Origin of the sequence: Sphingobium cupriresistens LL01 (genome assembly GCF_001046645.1) — a bacterium.
GTDB lineage: Bacteria > Pseudomonadota > Alphaproteobacteria > Sphingomonadales > Sphingomonadaceae > Sphingobium > Sphingobium cupriresistens.
The window spans coordinates 1,901,814-1,924,299 of the sequence record NZ_KQ130434.1 but is presented as its reverse complement, the minus strand read 5'-3'; the positions used below and the strand labels follow the sequence as shown (position 1 = coordinate 1,924,299).

At 65.2% G+C, this 22,486-nt stretch carries 22 protein-coding genes; 9 read left to right on the top strand and 13 right to left on the bottom strand.

All coding sequences use genetic code 11. From position 1 onward, the window contains the following. Positions 1-136: 136 nt before the first annotated feature. Positions 137-658, top strand: a complete 522-nt coding sequence (locus tag V473_RS09275; RefSeq protein ID WP_066602934.1) for a GAF domain-containing protein — start codon at positions 137-139, stop codon at positions 656-658. Here V473_RS09275 and V473_RS09270 read toward each other — a convergent pair. Beyond that, on the bottom strand, positions 646-2,922 hold the full coding sequence (locus tag V473_RS09270) for an ATP-dependent helicase (RefSeq protein WP_066602930.1): 2,277 nt from the start codon (positions 2,920-2,922) through the stop codon (positions 646-648). The genes V473_RS09275 and V473_RS09270 overlap by 13 nt on opposite strands. 105 nt (positions 2,923-3,027) lie before the next feature. Here V473_RS09270 and V473_RS09265 point away from each other — a divergent pair, with 105 nt between their 5' ends. Further along, entirely contained in the window at positions 3,028-3,426 is a 399-nt protein-coding gene (locus tag V473_RS09265) for a GFA family protein (RefSeq protein WP_066602926.1), read from the top strand. A gap of 143 nt (positions 3,427-3,569) precedes the next feature. Further along, positions 3,570-4,091, top strand: a complete 522-nt coding sequence (locus V473_RS09260; protein ID WP_066605425.1) for a Fe-S oxidoreductase — start codon at positions 3,570-3,572, stop codon at positions 4,089-4,091. On the opposite strand, the gene V473_RS09255 is transcribed toward V473_RS09260, so the two are convergent. Beyond that, positions 4,051-4,527: an RrF2 family transcriptional regulator gene (locus V473_RS09255; RefSeq protein WP_066605420.1), complete on the bottom strand. Its 477-nt coding sequence runs from the start codon at positions 4,525-4,527 to the stop codon at positions 4,051-4,053. The genes V473_RS09260 and V473_RS09255 overlap by 41 nt on opposite strands. A gap of 106 nt (positions 4,528-4,633) precedes the next feature. Between V473_RS09255 and V473_RS09250 the strand changes: the two genes are divergently transcribed. After that, a complete protein-coding gene (locus V473_RS09250; RefSeq protein ID WP_066602923.1) occupies positions 4,634-5,080 on the top strand; it encodes a globin domain-containing protein in 447 nt (148 codons plus the stop codon). A gap of 69 nt (positions 5,081-5,149) precedes the next feature. Here V473_RS09250 and rsmD read toward each other — a convergent pair whose 3' ends face one another. Next, positions 5,150-5,689 (bottom strand): 16S rRNA (guanine(966)-N(2))-methyltransferase RsmD, encoded by a 540-nt coding sequence (gene rsmD / locus V473_RS09245; protein ID WP_066602921.1) that lies wholly within the window; start codon positions 5,687-5,689, stop codon positions 5,150-5,152. Next, complete coding sequence (locus tag V473_RS09240; RefSeq protein WP_082679124.1) at positions 5,686-6,639, bottom strand: pseudouridine synthase; 954 nt, start codon at positions 6,637-6,639, stop codon at positions 5,686-5,688. The genes rsmD and V473_RS09240 overlap by 4 nt, the downstream gene beginning before the upstream one ends. Positions 6,640-7,131: 492 nt before the next feature. Here V473_RS09240 and V473_RS09235 point away from each other — a divergent pair, with 492 nt between their 5' ends. Beyond that, complete coding sequence (locus V473_RS09235; RefSeq protein ID WP_066602917.1) at positions 7,132-7,590, top strand: response regulator; 459 nt, start codon at positions 7,132-7,134, stop codon at positions 7,588-7,590. 81 nt (positions 7,591-7,671) lie between these two features. Continuing rightward, positions 7,672-9,000, top strand: coding sequence for an AmpG family muropeptide MFS transporter (locus V473_RS09230; protein WP_066605411.1), 1,329 nt, complete (start codon positions 7,672-7,674; stop codon positions 8,998-9,000). Here V473_RS09230 and V473_RS09225 read toward each other — a convergent pair. From V473_RS09225 to V473_RS09195, 7 genes are all read right to left on the bottom strand, one after another. After that, a complete protein-coding gene (locus tag V473_RS09225; RefSeq protein WP_066602915.1) occupies positions 8,985-9,425 on the bottom strand; it encodes a DUF6628 family protein in 441 nt (146 codons plus the stop codon). The genes V473_RS09230 and V473_RS09225 overlap by 16 nt on opposite strands. A gap of 65 nt (positions 9,426-9,490) precedes the next feature. Further along, the gene (locus V473_RS09220; RefSeq protein ID WP_066602912.1) at positions 9,491-10,825 is read right to left on the bottom strand and encodes a bifunctional folylpolyglutamate synthase/dihydrofolate synthase; all 1,335 of its coding nucleotides are present in this window, start codon (positions 10,823-10,825) and stop codon (positions 9,491-9,493) included. A gap of 34 nt (positions 10,826-10,859) precedes the next feature. Next, a complete protein-coding gene (gene accD, locus V473_RS09215) occupies positions 10,860-11,708 on the bottom strand; it encodes an acetyl-CoA carboxylase, carboxyltransferase subunit beta (RefSeq protein ID WP_066602911.1) in 849 nt (282 codons plus the stop codon). Next, positions 11,705-12,514 (bottom strand): tryptophan synthase subunit alpha, encoded by an 810-nt coding sequence (gene trpA / locus V473_RS09210; protein WP_066602910.1) that lies wholly within the window; start codon positions 12,512-12,514, stop codon positions 11,705-11,707. Before trpA ends, accD begins: the two co-directional genes overlap by 4 nt. A gap of 2 nt (positions 12,515-12,516) precedes the next feature. Further along, positions 12,517-13,758 carry a tryptophan synthase subunit beta gene (gene trpB / locus V473_RS09205; protein ID WP_066605409.1) on the bottom strand — a complete coding sequence of 414 codons (1,242 nt, stop codon included), beginning with the start codon at positions 13,756-13,758 and terminating at the stop codon, positions 12,517-12,519. A 99-nt stretch (positions 13,759-13,857) separates the two neighbouring features. Beyond that, positions 13,858-14,502 (bottom strand): phosphoribosylanthranilate isomerase, encoded by a 645-nt coding sequence (locus V473_RS09200; protein WP_066602908.1) that lies wholly within the window; start codon positions 14,500-14,502, stop codon positions 13,858-13,860. A 32-nt stretch (positions 14,503-14,534) separates the two neighbouring features. Next, positions 14,535-15,389: a lysophospholipid acyltransferase family protein gene (locus V473_RS09195; protein ID WP_066602907.1), complete on the bottom strand. Its 855-nt coding sequence runs from the start codon at positions 15,387-15,389 to the stop codon at positions 14,535-14,537. 54 nt (positions 15,390-15,443) lie between these two features. Between V473_RS09195 and V473_RS09190 the strand changes: the two genes are divergently transcribed. Beyond that, entirely contained in the window at positions 15,444-16,562 is a 1,119-nt protein-coding gene (locus V473_RS09190) for a glycosyltransferase (protein ID WP_408021492.1), read from the top strand. A gap of 18 nt (positions 16,563-16,580) precedes the next feature. Here the strand turns inward: V473_RS09190 and V473_RS09185 are convergent, their stop codons facing one another. Both V473_RS09185 and gyrA read right to left on the bottom strand, forming a co-directional pair. Beyond that, positions 16,581-16,928: a DUF952 domain-containing protein gene (locus tag V473_RS09185; protein ID WP_066602904.1), complete on the bottom strand. Its 348-nt coding sequence runs from the start codon at positions 16,926-16,928 to the stop codon at positions 16,581-16,583. Next, positions 16,925-19,603 carry a DNA gyrase subunit A gene (gene gyrA / locus V473_RS09180; RefSeq protein ID WP_066602901.1) on the bottom strand — a complete coding sequence of 893 codons (2,679 nt, stop codon included), beginning with the start codon at positions 19,601-19,603 and terminating at the stop codon, positions 16,925-16,927. Before gyrA ends, V473_RS09185 begins: the two co-directional genes overlap by 4 nt. Positions 19,604-19,881: 278 nt before the next feature. On the opposite strand from gyrA, the gene V473_RS09175 reads away from it, so the two are divergent. Then, complete coding sequence (locus V473_RS09175) at positions 19,882-21,156, top strand: hypothetical protein (protein WP_066605405.1); 1,275 nt, start codon at positions 19,882-19,884, stop codon at positions 21,154-21,156. 77 nt (positions 21,157-21,233) lie between these two features. Then, the gene (locus tag V473_RS09170; protein WP_066605403.1) at positions 21,234-22,484 is read left to right on the top strand and encodes a tetratricopeptide repeat protein; all 1,251 of its coding nucleotides are present in this window, start codon (positions 21,234-21,236) and stop codon (positions 22,482-22,484) included. Positions 22,485-22,486: the final 2 nt, after the last annotated feature.

Genomic DNA, 22,486 nt, shown 5'->3' with positions numbered 1-22,486 from the left:
GACAATGTCCGGGGACATTTTCCCGAAAAATGCCTGAGCGCAAGCGAGGGGCGTCCCCTCATTCCTATATCCCGATGTTGCTCGTTCATTGCGCGCGAGACTCGTCAAGGCGGATTTTTCCTGCCATCGCTGCGACATGAAGGACGAATTGGCCATCCAGGCCGCCGAACAGGGCGACGACGACGCGATTCGCGCCATCCTGACGCAGCTATGCGATGTGACGCATATGGGCTTTGCGGCGGTGGCGCGCGTGACCGAGGATCGCTGGATCGCCTGCCAGGTGCTCGACAAGATCGCCTTCGGTCTGGAGCCTGGCGCGGAACTGGATATGCAGATGACGATCTGCAAGGAAATCCGCCAGACCGAAAATTATGTGGTCATCGACCATGTCGATGCCGATATCGCGTGGCAGAAGCATCCCGTCCCGATCTTCTACGGCTTCAAAAGCTATGTGTCCTTCCCGGTCATCCTGGCGGACGGCAGCTTCTACGGCACGCTCTGCGCGATCGATCCCATGCCGCGCCTGATCAGCGATCCCGCGACGGTCGCGGTCATCGAAGGCTTCGCGCGCGACGTCAGCGCCCTCCTGTCCGCCAACATCCTGGCGCACCCGACGAGGTCCGCCACGACAGACGTCCATCGCCCTCAGGCGGGCTGAACGAAGCTGTCCATCACGCGCTTGCGCCCGGCCGTCTCGAAATCGATCTCCAACTTGTTGCCCTCGATCTCCGCGACGGTGCCGTAACCGAATTTCTGGTGAAATATGCGCAGGCCCACGCGCATGTCGTCGCGACCCTTGTTGCCCAGAGATACGGCGGATGACCGCGCCTCCACGATCCGCACCGGCTCCCGGCTGAATTGGCCGCTCGTCTGCGCGCGCTGCCAGCCCGGACCCCGACCGCTGCCCCGCGCGACATTGGCGAAGGGGTCGTCGCGTTCCGACCAGTTGGCGCGCCATAGCGACGCGCCGCCGCTCATGCTGCTTTCCGATTCGACATGTTCGGGCGGCAATTCGCCCACGAAGCGCGACGGGATGCTGCTGGTCCACTGGCCATAGATGCGGCGATTGGCGGCATGGATGATGGTGCAGCGCTTGCGTGCGCGCGTGATCGCGACATAGGCGAGCCGCCGTTCCTCCTCCAGACTGTTGAGCCCGCCTTCGTCCAGCGCCCGCTGCGACGGGAAGACGCCTTCCTCCCACCCCACCAGGAATGTGGTGTCATATTCCAGCCCTTTGGCGGCATGGATGGTCATGATCGTGATCTTGGCGGACTCCGCCTGCGCCTCATTGTCCATGACAAGGCTGACATGCTCCAGAAACGCGCCCAGCGTCTCATATTCTTCCATCGCACGGGCCAGTTCGGACAGATTTTCCAGCCGCCCGGCGCTCTCGGTCGTACGTTCGGCCTGTAGCATCGCGGTGTAGCCGCTCTCGTCCAATATCTGCCGCGCCAGTTCGGCATGGGGCAATTGCGTCGCCCGGTCGCGCCAGCGCGCCAGATCGCCGATGAAACTGCCCAGCGATCGCCGCGCCTGCGGGGTCAGTTCGTCGGTGTCGAGGATGCGCGCGGCCGCCAGCGCCAGTGGTATGCCCTCCGCCCGCGCCAGTCGGTGCAATTTCTCCACCGCCTTGTCGCCCAGCCCGCGCTTGGGCACATTGACGATCCGCTCGAACGCCAGGTCGTCGGCGGGCTGGTTGACCAGCCGCAAATAGGCCAGCGCGTCGCGAATTTCGGCGCGCTCGTAGAAACGGAAGCCGCCGACAATGCGATAGGGCAGGCCGATCTGGATGAAGCGATCTTCGAACTCGCGAGTCTGGTGCTGGGCGCGGACCAGGATCGCGACCTCGTCCAGCGATCCGCCGCTCCGCTGGACCGCTTCGATCTCGTCGCCGACCCGCCGCGCTTCCTCCGGCCCGTCCCACACGCCGATGACCTGCACCTTTTCGCCCACGTCGATGTCGGTCCACAGCGTCTTGCCGAGGCGATTGCCATTTTCGGCGATCACCCCGGACGCCGCGCCCAATATGTGCGGCGTGGAGCGATAATTCTGCTCCAGCCGGATGATCGTCGCGCCCGGAAAATCCTTTTCGAACCGCAGGATATTGGCGACTTCCGCGCCGCGCCATGAATAGATGGACTGGTCGTCGTCGCCCACGCAGCACAGATTTTTGCGCGTCTGCGCCAGCAGCCGCAGCCACAGATACTGGCTGCTATTGGTGTCCTGATATTCGTCCACCATGATATAGCGGAACCGCTCCTGATATTGCGCCAGCACGTCGCGATGCTTCTTCAATATCGTCAGAACATGCAGCAGCAAGTCACCGAAATCACAGGCATTCACTTGACGTAAGCGCGCCTGATAATCGGCATAGAGCTTCTGCCCCTTGCCATGGGCATAGCTTTCCGCCTCGCCCGCGCCGACATCCTCCGGGGTCCAGCCCTTATTCTTCCACTGGTCGATCAGCCCGGCCAGTTGCCGCGCCGGCCAGCGCTTTTCATCGACGCCCTCGGCCTGGATGAGCTGCTTGAGCAGCCGCAACTGATCGTCGGTGTCGAGGATGGTGAAATTGGATTGCAGCCCGACCAGTTCGGCATGACGGCGCAGCATCTTCGCCGCGATCGCGTGGAAGGTGCCGAGCCAGGGCATCCCCTCCACCGCGTCGCCGATCATCCGGCCGACCCGCGCCCGCATCTCGCGCGCAGCCTTGTTGGTGAAGGTCACCGCCAATATCTCGGACGGCCAGGCCCGGCGCGTGCCGATCAGATGCGCCAGCCGCGCGGTCAGCGCCGCCGTCTTGCCGGTGCCCGCGCCCGCCAGCACCAGCACCGGCCCCTCGGTCGTCAGCACCGCCTCCCGCTGGGGCGGATTGAGCCCGTCGAGATAGGGCGGATCATTGGGGGAGGGGGCAGGGACTGTCATGGCTGGACAACTAGGCATGGGGTGGATCGGGGGCAAGGGGCGCGCCTCTTGCGGTGACTGGGCTTCTATGAGAACAAAAGGCGAATCATGCAAGGGAGCAAGCGGATGGTGACGGGACGATGCCAATGTGGGGCGATACGCTATGAAGCGACCGGCGAACCGGCCTATAGCGCCATCTGCCATTGCAGCGACTGCCGCGCCAGTGCCGGCGCGCCGATGGTGGGCTGGGCGCTGTTCCCGCAAGACGCCGTGACGATCATCGGCGATCCCGTCCGCTACCAGTCGTCCGACAATGCGACCCGGCATTTCTGCGGCACATGCGGCACTGGTCTGTTCTATACCAATCCGGTCATCTTCCCCGGCGCGATCGACATCCAGAGTGCTACGCTGGACGATGCCGCGGCGCTGCCGCCGGAGGGGCATGTCCAGATGGCCGACGCCGTGCCATGGATGGCGACGGCGCACGAACTGCCGAAATATGATCGCTATCCCGACGGTCCCTAACCCCCCGTTCGGTTCATCTGGCCGCGCCTGGGCCACATTTGGTCGCGGCTGCGGAACGGGGATGTCCCAAAACCGGTTCTTCGGCTGTCCGTCTCAGAAGCGGGCGACCTGCGGGTCGAAGAATATAGGAAAGGATGATCCCGATGAAATCCATCATGCTGGCCGGCGTCGCGATGCTGAGCTTCACCACTTTGGGCGGCATAGCCGTCGCGCAGGACACGCCAGCGCCAAGCAGCCAACCGCCCGGTGACGCCATGACGCCACCGCCCGCCGATGCGCCCGCACCCGCCGATCCGACGGCCACGCCGCCGTCCGCCCCCGCCGAGCCTGTAGCCCCCGCGACGCCCGGCGATCCGGGCATGTCGACCCCGCCCGCGCCTGCCGCACCGGCCAGCCCCGCCATGCCTGCGACCCCGCCTCAAAGCGATCCCAATGCCGGCCAGCCGACAGGCGCGGTCCCGGCGGACCCCGGCATGGTCCCCGCGCCCGCGGGCGTGCCCAATAACCCGGCCGCCCCAGTCGGCTCCTCCGCCAATCCGGTGACGGTCGGCGGCAACATGACGCCGCCGCCGACAGAGGCGAAGGACTATCCGCGCTGCTCTCGCACGGTCCAGGACAGTTGCGTCAATCCGGGCGAGGCCGGGAAGATGCGCAAGCGTCGCTGACCGCCGGCGTCGGCGCGGGCAGGGCGGCGATCAACGCCGCGAGCCCGCCCCGATCGCGCGCCGCATCGGCCAGGCTATAGCGATCGAGCACGGCCATGAACGCGCCGGTGGCCTCCGCCAATATGGCGGTCAGGCCACAAGCCCGGCGGATCGCGCAATTTGCGCAGTCCGCCATTTTCATGTCCGGCTCGCTATGCCGGACCACCGCACCGATGCTCATGGCTTCCGGTGCGTCCGCCAGGGCGAAGCCGCCGCCCCGTCCGCGCTGGGTGGCGATGAAACCGCCCTGCGCCAGGTGATGCACCACCTTCATCAGATGGTTGCGCGACAATCCATAGGCATCGGCGATCTCCGGAATCGTCGCCCGTCCCGTCGGCGCGACGGCGAGGTGGATCAGCACGCGCAGCGCATAGTCGGTGTGACGGGTCAATTGCATGGCGTCATCCGATACCGGCGCGGGGTCGCGCTTCAAACATATATTATTTACTCCTTTAAAGGCGTAAATTAAATGCATCTTATCGACTCAGGAAAAGGTCAATCAGATGTCCAACTCGCTGTCTCCGCACACCATCGCCATCGTAAAATCCACCGGCCCGGCGCTGCGCCAGCACGGCGTGGCGATCACCACCGCCATGTATGCCCGCCTGTTCCAGGATGCCGAAGTGAAGGCGATGTTCGATCAGGCGGCGCAGGATAGCGGCGAGCAGCCCAGGCGGCTGGCTGCGGCGATCCTGGGCTATGCGGAGAATATCGACCGGCTGGAGGTGCTGGGCGGCGCGGTGGCGCGCATGGTGGCGCGTCATGTCGATACCGGCGTGAAGCCCGAACATTATCCCAAGGTCGCGGCCGCGCTACTTCCCGCCATCCGCGACGTGCTGGGCGAGCAGGTCGCCACCGACGCGGTGCTGGCGGCATGGGGCGAAGCCTATCAGTTTCTGGCCGACATATTGATCGCGCAGGAGGCCGAAGCCTATGCAGCGGCGGCCTGATCCCATTTCGTTCGAAACGAAAGAAGGGTGGTCAGGCCTGCTCACAGCCTGACCGGCCGGACGATCGCGTCAGTCGTCCATCCGCAACAGCGTGATCCGCGCCTTGCCGCAATCGCGGACCGTGTCGATGGTAAAACCCTTCACGACCACATCCTCGCGCCTGTCGGTTTCGATGCTGATCCAGCTCGCGGCATTGGTCCAGCCCAGCCGTCCCAGCTTGTCGAGCGCAACCTGGCCTGCGCCGGTGCCATAGGGCGGGTCCATGAAGATGAGGTCGAGCGGCTTGGCCGCCGACCCCAGCGACAGCACGCTGGACGGCCGGATGTCAGGACGGATGCCCAGCCGGTCGCCATTGGCGCGGATCGCGTCCAGCGCCGGCTTGTCCTGCTCGACGAACAGGCAGGAGGCCGCGCCGCGCGACAGCGCCTCAAAACCCAGCGCACCCGATCCGGCGAAGAAATCGCCCACGGCCAGCCCCTCGAACGATCCCAGCCGGCTGGTCAGCATCGAAAACAGCGCCTCGCGCGTTCGGTCCGCCGTAGGCCGGGTGGCGTCGCCCTTGGGCGCGGTCAGCGGTCGTCCGCGCCATTGGCCCGAAATGATCCTCATTTCAGGTCCTTCAGGCTCTTGCGGAACAGTTCCAGATCATGCTGCCGCACCTCCTCCACCGCGCCGACCGGCAGGTCGCCCAGATAGAAAGGGCCATAGCTGGTGCGGATCAGCCGGTTGACCTTCAGGTTCAGATGTTCGAGCACGCGGCGCACTTCCCGGTTCTTGCCTTCGGTCAGGGTCATTTCAATCCACTGGTTGCGCCCGGTGCGCCGCTCCAGATTGGCCTCGATCGCGCCATAGCGGATGCCGTCAATCTCCAGCCCATCGAACAGATCCTCCAACTGCTGCTGGCTCACCTCGCCAAAGGCGCGGGCGCGATAGGTGCGCGGCACGCCGGTCGCGGGCAGTTCCATCTCGCGCTTGAAACCGCCATCGGTGGTCATCAGCAGCAGGCCTTCGGTATTCATGTCCAGCCGGCCGATCGGCATCAGCCGTGGCAGGTCCGGCGGCAGCCGGTCATAGATGGTCGGCCGCCCCGCCGGATCGCGCTCGGTGGTCAGGAAGCCGGTCGGCTTGTGGAACAGGAACAGGCGCATCGGCGCGGGCGCCGCGATCGCCACCTCATCGACGGTCACGCCATGCAGCGATGTCAGCAGCGTCGCGGGCGTATCGATCACCACGCCGTCCTTGGAAACGCGCCCTTCCTTGATCATCCGCTCGATTTCGCGGCGGGAAGCGACCCCGGCGCGGGCCAGCAGCTTGGCGATGCGCTGCGGCTCGCCCTTGCCGTCGCTCGCCGCCGCGGCGCGGGCCGGGTGCGGATTGGCGGCATGGACCGGCGCAGCGCCCTTGACCCGCGGCTTGCGCGGCGGATAGGATTTGGCGGCGCCGAAGCGAGGCGCATCGCCCCCTGCGCGATCGGGTCGGGCGCGATCAGGCCGACCCCGATCCGTCCGGGGACGATCAGTCCGTTCGCCTTCGTTGCGGGGGGAGCGCGGCTTGTCGATGGTGTCGCGTGGCCCCGCGCTGCGTGCAGGGCGCGATGGTGCGCCGTCGGCCTTGGCCCGATCGGGGCGAGTCCTGCCGCCGCTCGGCCGATCCGTCCGGCTATCGTCCTTCTTCTCGAAACGCGGCTTGGCGTCGCCCCGGCGGCTCTCGCTCCGCCGCCCGTCATCCTGTCGCCCATCCCCCTGACGCGGCGCAGCGCCACGTCCAGTGGGCGCGCCGGGACGCCCGCCCGATCCGCTCCGGCCGGGGCCGGCGGGACGTTTCGGGCCGCCTGGTCCTGCCCTGCGGGGCGGTCCTGATTTTTTCGGCGGTTCCAAGGGCGGGTTCCTTTTCATGGGCACTGGCACTTCCCATATTGGTGCAAAGCCAGCAACAGGCTGAAATGTGCCGCTCCGGCGCTTGGGCGAGGGGGCTATGCCTCCCAGCAGGCAACCCGGTGCGGGGGCGCGGCGTTTCATCGGGTGCATGGCGGAATCAGGGCGGATCGGCAAATGTTTTTCGGGCTGGTGAAAGAGGGAGGCGCGCACCTGTCGCGCCGTAAGGCGATCCGCACCGTGCTGGTGGTGGAGGATGAGGCGCTGGTCGCCTTCGATAACGAACATGCGCTGGAGCAGGCGGGCTACCGGATAGCGGCGACGGTGGACGATCATGACCATGCGGTGCGGGTCATGGACGGCGGCGGCGTGGACCTGGTGATCGCAGACGTCGCCCTGCATGGCGAGAAGACCGGCATCGACGTCGCCCGTCACGCTGGAGCGCTGGGCCTGCCGGTCCTGTTCGTCACCGCCCGCTGCCCGATGGAGGCGCGCGCTCTGGCGGTGGGCTGCCTCGCCAAGCCCTATGCGCCGCGCGATCTGGTCGCGGCGATCGGCGTCGTCGATGCGCAGTTGCGCGGCGCAAGGCGGCCCAAGCTGCCGCCGGGGCTCAGCCTGTTCGCGCGCGCGGGCTGATCGGCGCACAGGACGCTTGCCTGGCGGCGATCAGGCCATATGGTGGCGCGCAATTCGACGCCACCGGGGACGCACGCCAAAATGACCGACGCCATAGAGGGCCGCAGCAGCTGGCTCGACGCCGTGAAACCCTATGTCGAAAAGGCGCCGCTGGCGGCCTTTTTCCTGGGCGTCTCGTCAGGCTTTCCTTATGCGATGATCGGCGCGACGCTGACCACGCGTCTGGCGCAGGACGGCATCGACAAGAAGGCCGTTACCGCCTTCACCCTGGCGTTCCTCGTCTATAATCTCAAATGGCTATGGGCCTGGGTGGTCGATGGCGTGCGGCTGCCGATCATCGGGCGGCTGGGGCAGCGCGTGTCCTGGCTGCTGCTGGCGGGCGCTCTGGTCATGGCGGCGGTCGCCAATCTGGCGCTGGTCGATCCGACATCCAGCCTGTTGCAGACCGCCTATGCCGCCATTCTTGTCGGGGCGGCGGGCGCGACTTACGACATCGTGATCGACGCCTATCGCATCGAAACGCTCAAGCCCGAACAACTGGGCGTCGGATCGGGCATGTCGCAATATGGCTGGCGCATCGGATCGGTGGCGGCCGGTTCTCTAGCGCTGATTCTCGCGGCTCGGGTCGGCTGGCAAGGCGCCTATCTCGCCTGCGCCGCCTTTGCGTTGCCAGCGATGCTGACTGGCCTCATTCTCGGCGAACCGGAACGGCATCGCGATCCTGTCGTCCGGCGCGGCATGGGGGAGGTGATGGCGTCGATCACCGGGCCGCTGCTCGAATTTTTCCGGCGCAAGGGCGCGCTCCTAGTCCTGCTCTTCATCCTGCTGCACAAGATCGGCGACACGCTGGCGAACCTGACCTTTCGGCTTTTGTTCGACGATATGGGCTACACCAATGACGAGATCGTCATCTACGATGTCGGCATCGGCTTCTGGGCCTATCTGATCGGCATCTTCATCGGCGGCATCCTCTATGCCCGCATGGGCATGAAACGATCCGTGCTGTTCAGCCTTGTCCTGATGGGCGTGTCCAATTTCAGCTTCGCCGCGCTGGCCGCGTTGGGGAAGAGCAATTGGGGCATGGCCGGGGCGATCGGGTTCGAAAATATCGCCAGCGGCATCGGCGGCGTCACGGTCGTCGCCTATTTCTCTGCCTTGTGCGACCTGCGCTTCACCGCCGCGCAATATGCGCTGATCTCGGCGGCGGCCAGTATCGTCGGGCGTTTCCTGACCGGCACGACTGCGGGCGGCCTGATCGAGCGCTTCGGCTATGTCGATTTCTACCTGCTGACGACCGCGCTCGCCGTGCCGGGCATCCTGCTCTTCTGGCTGATGATGCGCGCCGGCCTGATCGACGCCAGCGTCGGCACCGCGGCTACGACCGAACCCGGCGATCAGCCTGCCGCGTAAAGGTCCAGCGGCCGGCCCAGGTCGCAATGCGCCTGCGCCACCGCCTGCAGGCAGGTGAGGGCGCCCAGCGCATGATCATTGCCCAGCAAGGTGCTCACCTGCTCATAGGCGGCGTTGGGATCGCGCAGCGCGTCGCCCGTCGCCTGCATCATCAGCGCTTCGTCGGCGGTCATGCGCGCGCAGCAGCAGGGCGCGACCAATATCTTGCGGCTCGACGCCCGCGCCAGTTCCAGCATCATCGCGCGCATCAGCACCAGCGGTCGGCGATAGCTCCGGCCGAACGCGCCTAGCATCGCATTGGCGGCGTGGGCGTCATTGACCCCAGCGGTGGCCATCCGGCGCATCACGAACAGGAAGAGGCGATTGCCATAGCCGCCCGGAATGGGCCGGGGCAGGTCGAGGGGGGAAGTCTCTCCATAAGTCATAGAATCGCGCCTTCTGCATAGGTCAGAGGCTATCCTACGCTATTGCGAGTCAGTCGCAAGTCTATTCAGTCGGGCAATTGCTCGTTCAGTCGCAAAATTTCGCCGGCCAGATAGAGCGAACCGCCGATCAGCAGCTTGGGCGCGTCGTCGCCGGAAGCCGCGCACTCTGTGGCAATTGCAGCGATGGCCTGGCGCGCGTCATCATGGGCGGTGCAACCGATGCCCCATTTGGCGGCGATGGCCGTGAAGCGATCGGCCGGATGATGGTCGTGGCCCGGCACCGGGAGCGCATGGATATGCGCGATCTTGCCCGCGAAGGGGGCGAGGAAGGCGTCCACTTCCTTGTTCGCCAACATGCCGATGACGAGATGGAGCTTGTGCCCCTCCAGCCGGTCTGTGGTGAAGAAGGCACCGATCGCCTCGCCCGCGCCGGCATTATGCCCGCCATCGAGCCAGGCGGTGGCGTCCTGCGGCAGGGCGTCCAGCAATGGCCCCCGGTCCAGTCGCTGCAATCGCGCGGGCCAATGCGCCCAGAGCGGCGCGGCCTTGAGCGCAGATTCGGACAAGGGCACCGCGTCCTGATGGCGTAGCATGGCGAAAGCGAGCGCGGCATTTTGCACCTGATGCGCGCCGGCCAGGCGCGGCAGCGGGGTTTCCAATCGGCCCTGCTCGTCGCGATAATGCATCCGGTCGCGATAGACGGCGGCGTCCCAGCCATCGCCCTGGCCGACCCAGAGGGTGGACGCGCGGGCGGCTGCGTCCATCATCACCGGGAAGAGCGATTCGGCGTAGCGCTGCGTCACCAGCGCTGCGCCGGCCTTGGCGATGCCGGCCTTTTCCGCGGCGATCTGGGCCAGCGTGTCGCCGAGAAAGGCCTGATGGTCGATGCCGAGCTGGGCGATGCCGCATACCGCCGGGTCGACGATGACATTGGTCGCGTCGAGCCGGCCGCCCAGGCCCACTTCGATGATGCAGGCGTCCGCAGGATGTTCGGCGAAAGCCAGGAAGGCGGCGGCCGTCGTTACCTCGAAGAAGCTGGCGTTGACGCCTTCCGCGATATCAAGAACCCGTTCAAGATAACGCGCGAGCAGCGCGTCGGAAATGAGCTGGCCCGACACGCGGATGCGTTCGTTGAAGCGCACGAGATGCGGGGAGGTGAAGACATGGACCGTCTTGCCGTCCGCTTCCATCGCCGCGCGCAGGAAGGCGCAGGTCGATCCCTTGCCGTTGGTGCCCGCGACATGGAAGATTGGTGGCAGGGCGCGGTGCGGATCGCCCAGCCGCTCCAGCAGTCGGGTGATGCGTTCCAGCCCCAATATGTCCGCGCCGGGCGAGAGCGACCAGAGCCGGTCGAGTTGCGCTTGCACTTGTGCATCGTCCGAAACCGCATGGTCGGCCATGGCGCGCCCGTCCCCCTTTAGCGCGAGCGCTGGTTCAATCCGCCGCGCGGGGCGTCAGATAGCCGATCACACGCGCCAGCGTGTCGCGCAGTTCGCCGCGATGAACGACCATGTCGATCATGCCGTGGTCCAGCAGATATTCGGCGCGCTGGAAGCCTTCGGGCAGCTTTTCGCGGATCGTGCTTTCGATCACGCGCTGGCCCGCGAAGCCGATCAGGGCATTGGGTTCGGAAATCTGGATATCGCCCAGCATGGCGTAGCTGGCCGTCACGCCGCCGGTGGTCGGATCGGTCAGCACGACGATATAGGGCAGGCCAGCCGCGTGCAGCTTCTGGATCGCCACGGTCGCGCGCGGCATCTGCATCAGGGAGAGAATACCCTCCTGCATCCGCGCGCCGCCGGCGGCGGTAAAGATGACATAGGGGCATTTATGGGCGATCGCATCGTTGACGCCCTGGATGAAGGCCGCGCCCACGCCCATGCCCATGGAGCCGCCCATGAAGGCGAAATTCTGCACGCCCATCACCAGCGGCACATCGTCGATCGCGCCGCGCGCGTTGATGAGCGCGTCCTGGTCCCCGGTCGCCGCGCGCGCAGCCTTGATCCGGTCGGGATAGCGTTTGGAATCCCGGAATTTAAGCGGGTCTTCCTGCACATGCGGCGTCGGCAGCAGGATGAAGCCGGCGTCCAATATATGTTCGAACCGTTCCGACGGGCCGATGCGGCCATGATGATCGCAGCGGGGGCATACGGACAGATTTTCTTCCCATTCCTTGATGAAGATCATCTCGTTGCAGGACGGGCATTTGTGCCACAGCGTTTCGGCGGTGGTTTCCTTCTTGGTGAAGGGCAGGGCGTTGCGAACGCGGTTGATCCAGCTCATGCGGCGGTCTCCCGAATATGAAGGGCGTCGCGCAGCGTGGCGACGAAGTCCTGGACGAAGGGCGCGGCGGCGTCGCCATGCGACCCGATGATATCGACGATGGCCGAGCCGACGACCACGCCGTCGGCGATCCGGCCGATGGCGGCAGCCTGTTCCGGCCCGCGTACGCCAAAGCCGACCGCGACCGGCAGGTCGGTGGCGGCCTTCAGCTTATCGACGGCGATTTCGATATTGGCCTGCGCCGCCGATTGCTTGCCGGTGATGCCCGCGACCGAGACATGGTAGAGGAAGCCGCTGGCGCCATCGAGCACCGCGGGCAGACGCGCCGCGTCGGTCGTGGGGGTAGCCAAGCGGATGAGGTGAACGCCGGCTGCGCGCAGGGCAGGGCCGATCTCGGCATCTTCCTCCGGCGGGATATCGACGCAGATCACGCCATCGACGCCAGCCGCCTTGCACTGATCGGCGAACCAGTCGGCGCCGCGGATCAGCATCGGATTGGCATAGCCCATCAGGACGATCGGCGTGTCGGCATGACGCGCGCGGAAATCGGCGGCGAGGGCGAAGATATGCTTGGTCTTCGTGCCCGACCCCAGGCTGCGCAGGTTCGCCAGTTCGATCGCCGGACCATCAGCCATCGGATCGGTGAAGGGCATCCCCAGTTCGATGATGTCTGCGCCGCCCGCGACCAGCGCATCGAGGATGGCGGGGGTCGATGCGACATCAGGGTCGCCAGCGGTGACGAAGGTGATGAGCGCGGCGCGGCCCTGCGCCTTGCAAGCGGCGAAGCGGGAAGCCAGACGGTCCATATTCACATCTCCACTCCCAGCGCGTCGGCGACGGTGAAGATATCCTTGTCCCCCCGGCCCGACAGGTTGATGACGATGATCTTGTCGGCATTTAGCGTCGGTGCGATCTGTTCGGCGGCGGCAACCGCATGGGCGGATTCGAGCGCGGGGATGATTCCTTCCAGCTTGCTGAGCGTCTGGAAGCTCGTCAGCGCCTCTTCATCTTTGATCGGCATATATTGGACCCGGCCGATCTCGTGCAGCCAGCTATGTTCCGGCCCGATGCCGGGATAGTCTAGGCCAGCAGAAATGCTGTGCGCTTCCGTGATCTGGCCGTCTTCGTCCTGGAGCAGATAGGTGCGGTTGCCGTGCAAGATGCCCGACACGCCGCCGGCCAGCGAGGCGGCGTGTTTCCCGTCCAGCCCTTCGCCGGCCGCTTCCACGCCGATCATCGCAACTTCTGGGTCGTCCAGAAAGGGGTGGAACAGGCCGATGGCGTTGGAGCCGCCACCGACCGGCGCGATGAGCATGTCGGGCAGGCGACCTTCAGCCTCCATGATCTGCGCACGGGTTTCCTTGCCGATGATCGACTGGAAATCGCGGACCAGTTCGGGATAGGGGTGCGGGCCGGCCGCCGTGCCGATGATGTAGAAAGTATCATGCACGTTCGACACCCAGTAGCGCAGGGCGTCGTTCATCGAATCCTTGAGCGTGGACGACCCCGAATGAACCGGGATGACTTCCGCGCCCAGCAGCTTCATGCGGAAGACGTTGGGCTTCTGCCGCTCGACATCCTTCGCGCCCATGAAGATCTTGCATTCCATGCCGAACAGGGCGGCGACGGTCGCGGTCGCGACGCCGTGTTGGCCTGCACCGGTTTCGGCGATGACTTTCTTCTTGCCCATGCGGCGGGCGAGCAGCGCCTGGCCGATGCAATTGTTGATCTTGTGCGCGCCGGTATGGTTCAACTCTTCGCGCTTCAGGTAGATTTTCGCGCCCTTGCCTGCGGGAGCCTTGGCGCGGAGCGCCTCGGTCAGCCGCCCAGCATAATAAAGTGGGTTGGGGCGGCCGACATAGCTACGCAACAATTCGGCGAACTCGGCGTCGAAGGCGGGATCGGCCTTGGCGGTCTTGTAGACCTTCTCCAGTTCCAGGATCAGTGGCATCAGCGTTTCGGCGACGTAGCGGCCGCCGAACGCGCCGAAATGGCCGCTGGCGTCGGGCTGCGATCGCAGGCTGTTGGGCAAGCTCAGTGTGTCGGTCATGGTGTCAGTCTTTCCGGGACAAAATAGGGCGTTCGCTTCGATGAAAGGGAAGCGATCAGCGCCATCGTTGTCCAATGCGCATCACGAGGGATGTCTGCGTCAACATGCGGACACCGCTTTGCAGAAGGCCATGATCTTGTCCACACTCTTGATGCCCGGCGCGCTCTCGACGCCGGACGAAATATCGATCAGGCGCGCGCCGCTGATGCAGATCGCCTCGACGACATTGTCGCTCGAAAGCCCCCCTGAAAGCCCCCATGGCGCCGGGATGGCCAACCCGCGCAGCAGCGTCCAGTCGAAGCGAAGCCCCATGCCACCGGGCAGCGCCGCGCCGTCGGGCGTCTTGGCATCGAACAGCAACAGGTCGGCCGCGCCCACATAAGCGCTGGCGCTATCGATGTCGGCGCGGGTCTTTACCGCGATCGCCTTCCACACCGGCAGGCCGAACCGCGCGCGGATGGCGGCGACGCGCTGCGGGCTTTCCTTGCCATGCAATTGCAGCGCGGTGAGGGCGCCGGCGCCGACCAATTCGCCCAGCATCTCGTCGGTCGGATCGACGACGACCGCGACCTTTTCGATATGGGCCGGGGCATGGGCGGCCAGGCCGCGAATCTGGTCGGCCTCCACATGGCGCGGGCTTTTGGCGAAATGGACGAACCCGATATGGCTCGCCCCGGCGCTGACCGCCGCGCCCACCGTTTCGGGCGTGGACAGACCACAAATCTTGATCGCGAGTCGGGACATGCTGCGGGCTTTAGCGGGGAAGCGCGCGCAAGTCACATGGCGGTCGCGGTCAGGTCCATATCATGCAGCGCCAGCCATTGGTCGGCATGGGCGATGCAGGCTGCGCCCAGGAAACGGTCGAGCGTCGCGACGATATCCGCGTCGCTCATGTCGCGAGGATCGAGCGGCGGATGCCAATGCAGCGCAAAATGCGGGCCTTTTGTGCGCACCAGATAAAAGGGCAGGAAGCGCGCGCCGACCTTGCGCGCCAGGCGCAGCGCGATCGACAGGTTGCCCGACGGCTCGATCGACCGGCCGAAGGTGGGGAACCAGACCTGACGCTCGCGTCGTTCGTCGGCCAATATATAGAGGGTCGCCCGGTCCTTTTGGGTCAGGTGCTTAAGGACGCCGCGTGCCGCGCCGCCGCCGCCGATCGCTTCGCCCATATAGCTGGAGCGCGCCCTTTTGAGTTGGGCGGCGATCCTGGGGTCTTCGGGGTCTTCATAGACGCCAAGGCCGGGTCGGTCGGTCGACCATTTGATATAGGCGGCCAGCAGATCCCAATTGCCCAGATGGCAGGTGAAGGCGACCATGGGACCGGGACCTTCCAAAACCGCCTGGTACCCGACCCGGTCGATTACGGTGACATGAGCGTCGTTCACCAGCCGATCGATATTGGCGAGTTCGGCCATGGTGCGTCCGATATTCGTCCAGCGGCGTGTCAATATGGCTTCCCGATCGGCATCGGGTAGGTCGGGGCGCAAAAGGGCGAGGTTGGCGCGCGCGCGCGCGTCGCGCAATTTCATATTGCGGCGTGCGACATGGGCCGACAGCCAGCCCCCGAACCAGGAGGCCAGGCGGGCGGGCAGCAACCGCATCACGATGAAGAGAAAGGGGTTGGAGAGCATCGCCCAAGCGTCATACAGCAGCGTGCATGACGGTAAAGAGGCGTGGGCGTTGTGATGATGTTGTGGGTCTGGTTCTTGTTACAGGCGCTGACTGTGTTGGGCGTCGTCAATTATGGGCGCAACCTGCCCAAGGACCGGAAAGAGGAAGCGCCCGATGGCGTCGTGCTGATCCTCAGCGTCCGTGACGATTGGGATGGCGGCGATGAATTGATCGCGCGGTTGAAGGCGCAAAGCGCGCCGTTCCGCCTGTTGCTGGCGACGTCGGGCGCCTGCCCGGCGGCCGAGGCATTGCGAGCGCGGGAGGGCGACTGGGTGCAACTCGTCGCAGCGGGGATGGCGCAGGATGAAGGACGCAAGGTCCACAAGTTGCGCGCGGCCCTGCGAGCGTTGCGTGCCGACGATCGCTACCTGGTCTTCATCGACGCCGATATCGAGCCGCCGACGCGGCTGGTCGGGCGGCTGCTTTTCCCGCTGGTGCGGGGAAAAGCCGACATCGTCACTGGCTATCGCCTGCTGCTGCCGGAAAGCGGAGCGGTGGCGACCTTGGTCGGCGCGGTCGAGTTGCAGTTGGCGACGCTGCCGCGGTTCGCCAGCGCGACCATGCCCTGGGGCGGGGCCATGGCCTTGACGCGGGCGGTGGCGGATCGGCTGGACCTGGGCGCGGCGCTGGCCGGTCGCCTGTCCGACGACATGACGATCGGGCTGGCGGGCTGGCGCGCGCAATTGCGGCTGCGGCCGGTGCGCGACCTGCTGGTGGCGAGTCCGCTGGAAGGGCGCATCGCCGACCTGCTGGATTTCGGCGTTCGCCAGTACCGTCATATCGCCACCAACAGCATCGGCATGTGGGGCCTGGCAACCGGCGTGGTCGCGGTGCAGGCGGCCGCTTGGGCCTGGGCGCTGGGCTGGGGCGGCTGGATCGCGGTCGCGATCGGCTATGGCGCTGCGTGGAGCCGGGCGCTGGTGCGGCGATCGATCATCGGCGCGGTGCTGGAGCCGAAACAGGCGGTGAAGGCGCGGCGATCGCTGCTATGGGATATGGTGGCGCCCTTCGCTGTGACATGGGCGCATCTGGCGGTGCAGGCGATGGCCGTCATGTCCAACCATATCCGCTGGGGCGGCTGGGACTATCGGGTCAGTCGCGGCCGCGTAACGGGGATGCAGCGCGTCCCCTGATCAACACATGCCGGCGGATCAAAATCCTGCCGGAAACTGGTGCCGCCCATCGTCGCCGATGCGCAGCACGACCTTGCCCGCAACCGCGCTGATCGGCAGGTCGGCATAGAGATGGGGGAATAGCGCGCCGCCGCGCGATTCCTCCCATTTGATCGTATCGCCGAACGGCGCCAGATCGATCATCAGCATGACCAGCCGGTCCTGCCCGGCAAAATGCTTGGCCACCGTCTCGGCCGCCTGGTCGCGGGTCGACATATGGATATAACCGTCCGTCAGGTCGATCGGCGCGCCTTTGAACACGCCGTCGGCCTTGAACTGTTCATATTGCTCCGCCGTCAGCACCTTGTAGGCGAACAGGTCGCTCATGCTACCGGCGTAGCCTCGGTCGGTTCGGCCTCCTCGCTTTCCTCGATCTTGGCGGCGCTCACGACATGTTCGTCCTTGGCCACATCGAACAGGCGGACGCCCGCCGAATTGCGGCCGATGACGCGCAGGCTGTCGAGGCCCATACGGATCAACTTCGCCTGGTCGGTGACCAGCATCAACTGATCGGCCTGGGTAGCGGCGAAGCTGGCGACCACGGGGCCGTTGCGGCCGATATTGTCGATATTGGTGATGCCCTGACCACCGCGCCCGGTGCGGCGATAGTCATAGGCGGACGACAGCTTGCCATAGCCATTGGCGCAGACGGTCAGAATGAACTGCTCATTTTCCCGCATATGGACGAACATGGCCTGATCGGCCATTTCGCCCTCCTTTTCCGGCTTCCACGGGGCGAAACGCAGATAATCCTCGCGCTGTTCCTGCTCCGCGCCGGACCGATGCAGGATCGACAACGAGATCACCTCGTCATCATTTTTGAGCGTCATGCCACGCACGCCGGTGGAAGTGCGGCTCTGGAATTCGCGCACGTCGGTCGCGGCGAAGCGGATCGCCTTGCCCTGGCGGGTAGCGAGCAGAACGTCATCCTCTTCGGTCAGCAGCGCCACGCCGATCAGGCGATCTTCGCTACCCTCATCGAAGCGCATCGCCAGCTTGCCGTTGCTTGGCACATTGGCGAAGGCGTCCATGCTGTTGCGTCGAACTGTCCCGTTCGCTGTCGCGAACATGACGTGCAGATCCTTCCAGCTATCCTCGTCTTCGGGCAGCGGCAGCACGGTGCGGATGGTTTCGCCGGGGCCGAGCGGCAGCAGGTTGACCATCGGCCGACCGCGCGTCGCCGGGCCGCCTTCGGGCAAGCGCCACACCTTCATGCGATAGACCTTGCCGGCGGTTGAGAAGAACAGCACCGGCGTATGGGTCGACGTCACGAACATTTCGGTGACGGCGTCCTCATCTTTGGTCGCCATGCCGGACCGGCCTTTGCCGCCGCGCGCCTGAGCGCGGAAGCTTTCGAGCGGGGTGCGCTTGATATAGCCCTGCACGGTGACGGTGACGACCATCTCCTCGCGCTCGATCAGATCCTCGTCCTCGATGCCGTCGGCGGCGGCGGTGATCTCCGACAGGCGCGGGGTCGCAAATTCCTTTTCGATCGCCTCCAACTCTTCGCGCATCACCGCATAGAGTTTCACCCGGTCGCCCAATATGGCGAGATATTCGGCGATCGCCTCGGCCAGTTCGGCCAGTTCCTTGCCGATTTCGTCGCGGCCCAGAGCGGTCAGGCGATGCAGGCGCAGGTCCAGGATCGCGCGGACCTGAATGTCGCTCAACTTGTAGATGTCGCCATGGACATCCGTCTCGATCGCTTCGACCAGGCGCAGATAGGGGGCGATCTCGCCGATCGGCCATTCGCGCGCCAGTAGCCTTTCGCGGGCTTCGGCCGGGCTGGACGATCCGCGGATGATCTTGACCATTTCGTCAAGATTGCTGACCGCGACGACCAGGCCCAGCAAGATATGCGCCCGGTCGCGCGCCTTGTTCAGTTCGAACTTGGTGCGGCGGGTGATGACCTCTTCGCGGAACTTGACGAAGGCTTCGATGATCTCACGCAGGCCCAGCAATTCGGGGCGACCGCCGCGGATCGCCAGCATGTTGGCCGGGAAACTCGACTGGGCCGGCGTGTTGCGCCACAACTGGTTCAGCACGACTTCGGGGGTCGCGTCGCGCTTCAGGTCCATGACGATCCGCACGCCTTCACGGCTGGACTCGTCGCGAATGTCGCTGATGCCTTCGATCCGCTTGTCCTTGGCGGCTTCGGCGATCTTTTCAACCAGGCCGTTCTTGCCGACCTGATAGGGGATGGCGGTCAGGACGATCGACTGGCGGTCGCCGCGCCCTTCCTCGACCACATGGCGCGAGCGCATCATGATGGAGCCGCGGCCGGTATGATAGGCGCTGCGCGCGCCCGACTGGCCCAGGATCAGCGGCGCGGTGGGGAAATCGGGACCGGGGACGATGGCGATCAGTTCGTCGGTCGTGATGCCGGGATTGTCGATATAGGCGAGGCAGGCGCGCAGCACTTCGCCCAGATTATGCGGCGGGATATTGGTCGCCATGCCGACCGCGATGCCGCCTGCACCATTGACGAGCAAATTGGGGAATCGCGCGGGCAGAACCTGCGGCTCGCTTTCCGATGCATCATAGTTGGGCGTGAAGTCGACCGTGTCCTTGTCGAGATCGTCCAGCAGCGCCGTCGCGACCTTCGCCAGGCGCGCTTCGGTGTAGCGCATGGCCGCTGGCGGATCGGGGTCCATGGAACCGAAATTCCCCTGACCGTCGATCAGCGGAACCCGCATCGACCAGTCCTGAGTCATGCGTGCCAAGGCGTCGTAGATCGAACTGTCGCCATGCGGGTGATATTTACCCATCACCTCACCGACCAGACGGGCCGACTTGCGATAGGGGCGGTTGTAGACGAAGCCCGATTCCTGGGCAGAGAAGAGAATGCGGCGATGAACCGGCTTCAACCCGTCGCGCACGTCCGGTAGGGCGCGGGCCACGATGACGGACATGGCATAGTCGAGATAGCTTGCCTTCATCTCGTCCACGATGGAGATGGGGCTGATATCCGAAGGGTCGGCGAGGACGGTCTCGTCGGTCAATGCGATTCTCTTTTTCAGGATGGATTCTGTTGCTCAACCCCTAGCTGAGCGAAACAAATCTGTCACCCCTTGGCCACGCCCGCGCGCCCGCATGTGCAACCAGGGCGCTATGGGGAGTGGATATGTTCGCAAGTGGAACGAAGCGGCTGTATAACGGTTGCAAAATCTGACGATATCGGCTTGTTCAATGGCCGTTCACGCGCCGTCCCCTAATCGGCGCTCAACCGCGAAAGGTCGCCTGCTGTTCCCCCGTCAGGCGCGCAAAGGAGATGAGGATCATGCGTTTTGTTACCCCGGTGGCGCTCGCGCTGGCTTTGGCTATGACCGGTGGCGCGATCAGCGCCCCTGCCTTCGCTGCGAAGAAGGAAGAGAAGAAGGCCGGCCCGAAGCTCAACGTGTCGCCTGACGTCATCAAGGCGCTGCAAACCGCGCAAAAGGCTTCCGAAGCGCAGGATTTTGCGGGCGCCAAAGCCGCACTGGCCGAAGCGGACAGCAAGGCCACGTCGAATGACGACAAATATCAGATCGGCGCGATCAAGCTGAACACCTCGATCGCCGCCAAGGACACGGCCTTGCAGAGCGAAGCGCTCAACCAGATGCTCGATAGCGGCCTGACCCCGCCTGAACAGGCAGGCCAGTTCAATGCGATCGCCGCCGATCAGGCGATGGCCGCGAAGAATTACGACGTGGCGATCCAGCGCGGCCAGGCGGCGCTTGCCGCCGGATACAAAGCGGAATCGGTGCAGCCCACCATCGCCCAGGCCTATTTCGGCAAGGCGGGCACCGGCAATGGTTCGGTCGAGCCGGCGCGCGGCTTCAATCAGCAGGGTCTGACGGCGCTGAAGGCCGCGGCTGATGCGATGAAGGCGGCGGGCCAGCAGGTTCCGGCCCAATGGTATCAGATCGGCGTCAGCCGGGCCGAGGCGGCCAAGCTGCCGGACGTGACCGAATGGGCGAAGATGGCCTATCAGGCTGAACCGAGCGGTCAGAATCTGCGGACACTGGTGCGCCTGTTCCAGCGCGCCAACCCCAATATTTCGAACCGCGAAAATCTTGACGTTCTGCGTCTTCTGTCGGTTTCGGGCGGCCTGGTCATTGCGGCCGACTATACCGAATATGCCGAAATGGCCTCGAAGACCGGCATTTATGGCGAGGTCAAGACCGCCATTGACGCTGGCCGGTCCAAGGGCGTGCTGAACGCGACCCAGGGCGCTGACGTCTATCAGACCGCCGTGCCGAAGATCGCAGGCGACAAGAGCACGCTGGGTGCGGCCGAAGCCGACGCGCAGAAGGCTGCCAACGGCAAGATCGCAGCCGCCACCGGCGACGCTTATCTTGGCTATGGCGATTACGCCAAGGCTGCGGCCATGTTCGAACTCGCCAAGCAGAAGGGCGGCGTGGAAGCGGACGAGATTAATTCGCGACTTGGCATCGCCAAGACGCTGGGCGGCGACACGGCTGGCGCCAAGGCCGCGTTTGAAGCGGTGCAGGCCGGTTCGCGCAAGCAGGTCGCTGGCCTGTGGCTTGCCTATCTGGGCACCAAGGGGGCCTGATGATTATCCATGGGCGCGTGCTGGCCGCGCGCCCATGGGCTTTGAAGACTATATTTTCGGGGGAGCCGGGGCGGCCCATGCGCATCGATATCAAGATTTCCCGCCTGCCGCTGGCGGCGCTGGCGGCCGCCATTGCGGTCGTCGCAACGCCTGTGGCAGCAAAGAAGAAAGCGCCGGCCGTGGTCGGCCCGCCGATCGAAATGTCCGACGGTTTTCGCGCTGGCGCGCAAGCGGCCGAAGCGGCGCTCAAGGCGCGTGATGTGGCGACGGCGAGCGCCCGCATCGCATCGCTCATCCCCACCAATGATTTTGAATCTTATGTGGCGGCAGGCATGCGCTTCCAACTCGCCGCGCAACGCCGCGACGTGCAGGCCGAACGTATCGCCCTGACCGACCTGTTCAAGACCACGGCCCTGCCGCGCAGCGAAGCGCCGCGGTTGCGCTATGTCGCGGCCTATTTGTCCTACATGGTCGGCAATTATACGGACGCCACCGCGCAGCTCGATTACGCCAAGACGCTGGGGTATGACGGCATCGACGCAACCATGTTGCGCGCTGATATCGCATTGCGCCGCAACAAGCCCAAGGACGCCCGCCCCTTCGTGCAGGAAGCCATAGCCCGCCACAAAGCGTCGGGTCAGCCGGTGCCGCTGGCTTGGATCGATCGGGCGATCTCCATGGCCTATCAGGCCGGTGACTGGACTGAAGTCGGGCAACTCTATCGCGACCGGCTGAACCAGCGGGATGGCAAGGAAGAATGGCGATCCGCGCTGGTTAATTACCAATCGGCCGCTGAACTGGAGCCGCAACTGCAGCTCGATCTTTACCGTCTGCAGGCGGCCAATGGCGCGATGGCGAGCGAGCGCGACTATCAGGCCTATGCGCAGGCGGCGGAGAAATCAGGCTATTATTCCGAAGCCAAGGCGATCATCGAATCCGGCCGCAAGGCGGGCAAGTTGACTCCGACCCAGAGCGTGACCAGCCAGTTGCTCAAGAGCGTTACACCCAAGGCGACGAAGGAAATCGTCGCTCTGCCCGCAATTGCGAAAAAAGCGGCGGTGGCAGGCAATGGCAAGGATGCGCTGGCCGTCGCGGACAGCTATTTCTCGCTAGGCCAATTCCCGCAGGCGGTCGAACAATATCGGCTGGCGCTGAGCAAGGGCGGGATCGACGAAGGGCGCGCCAATGCGCGGCTGGGCGTGGCGCTGGCCCGGTCCGGCGACCTGCCCAGCGCCCAGGCGACCCTGGCGCGGGTCAGTGGTCCCTGGACCGCAATCGCGGGTTTCTGGACCGCCTGGGCGCAGCATCAGGATCGCAAGGTCGGCTGACG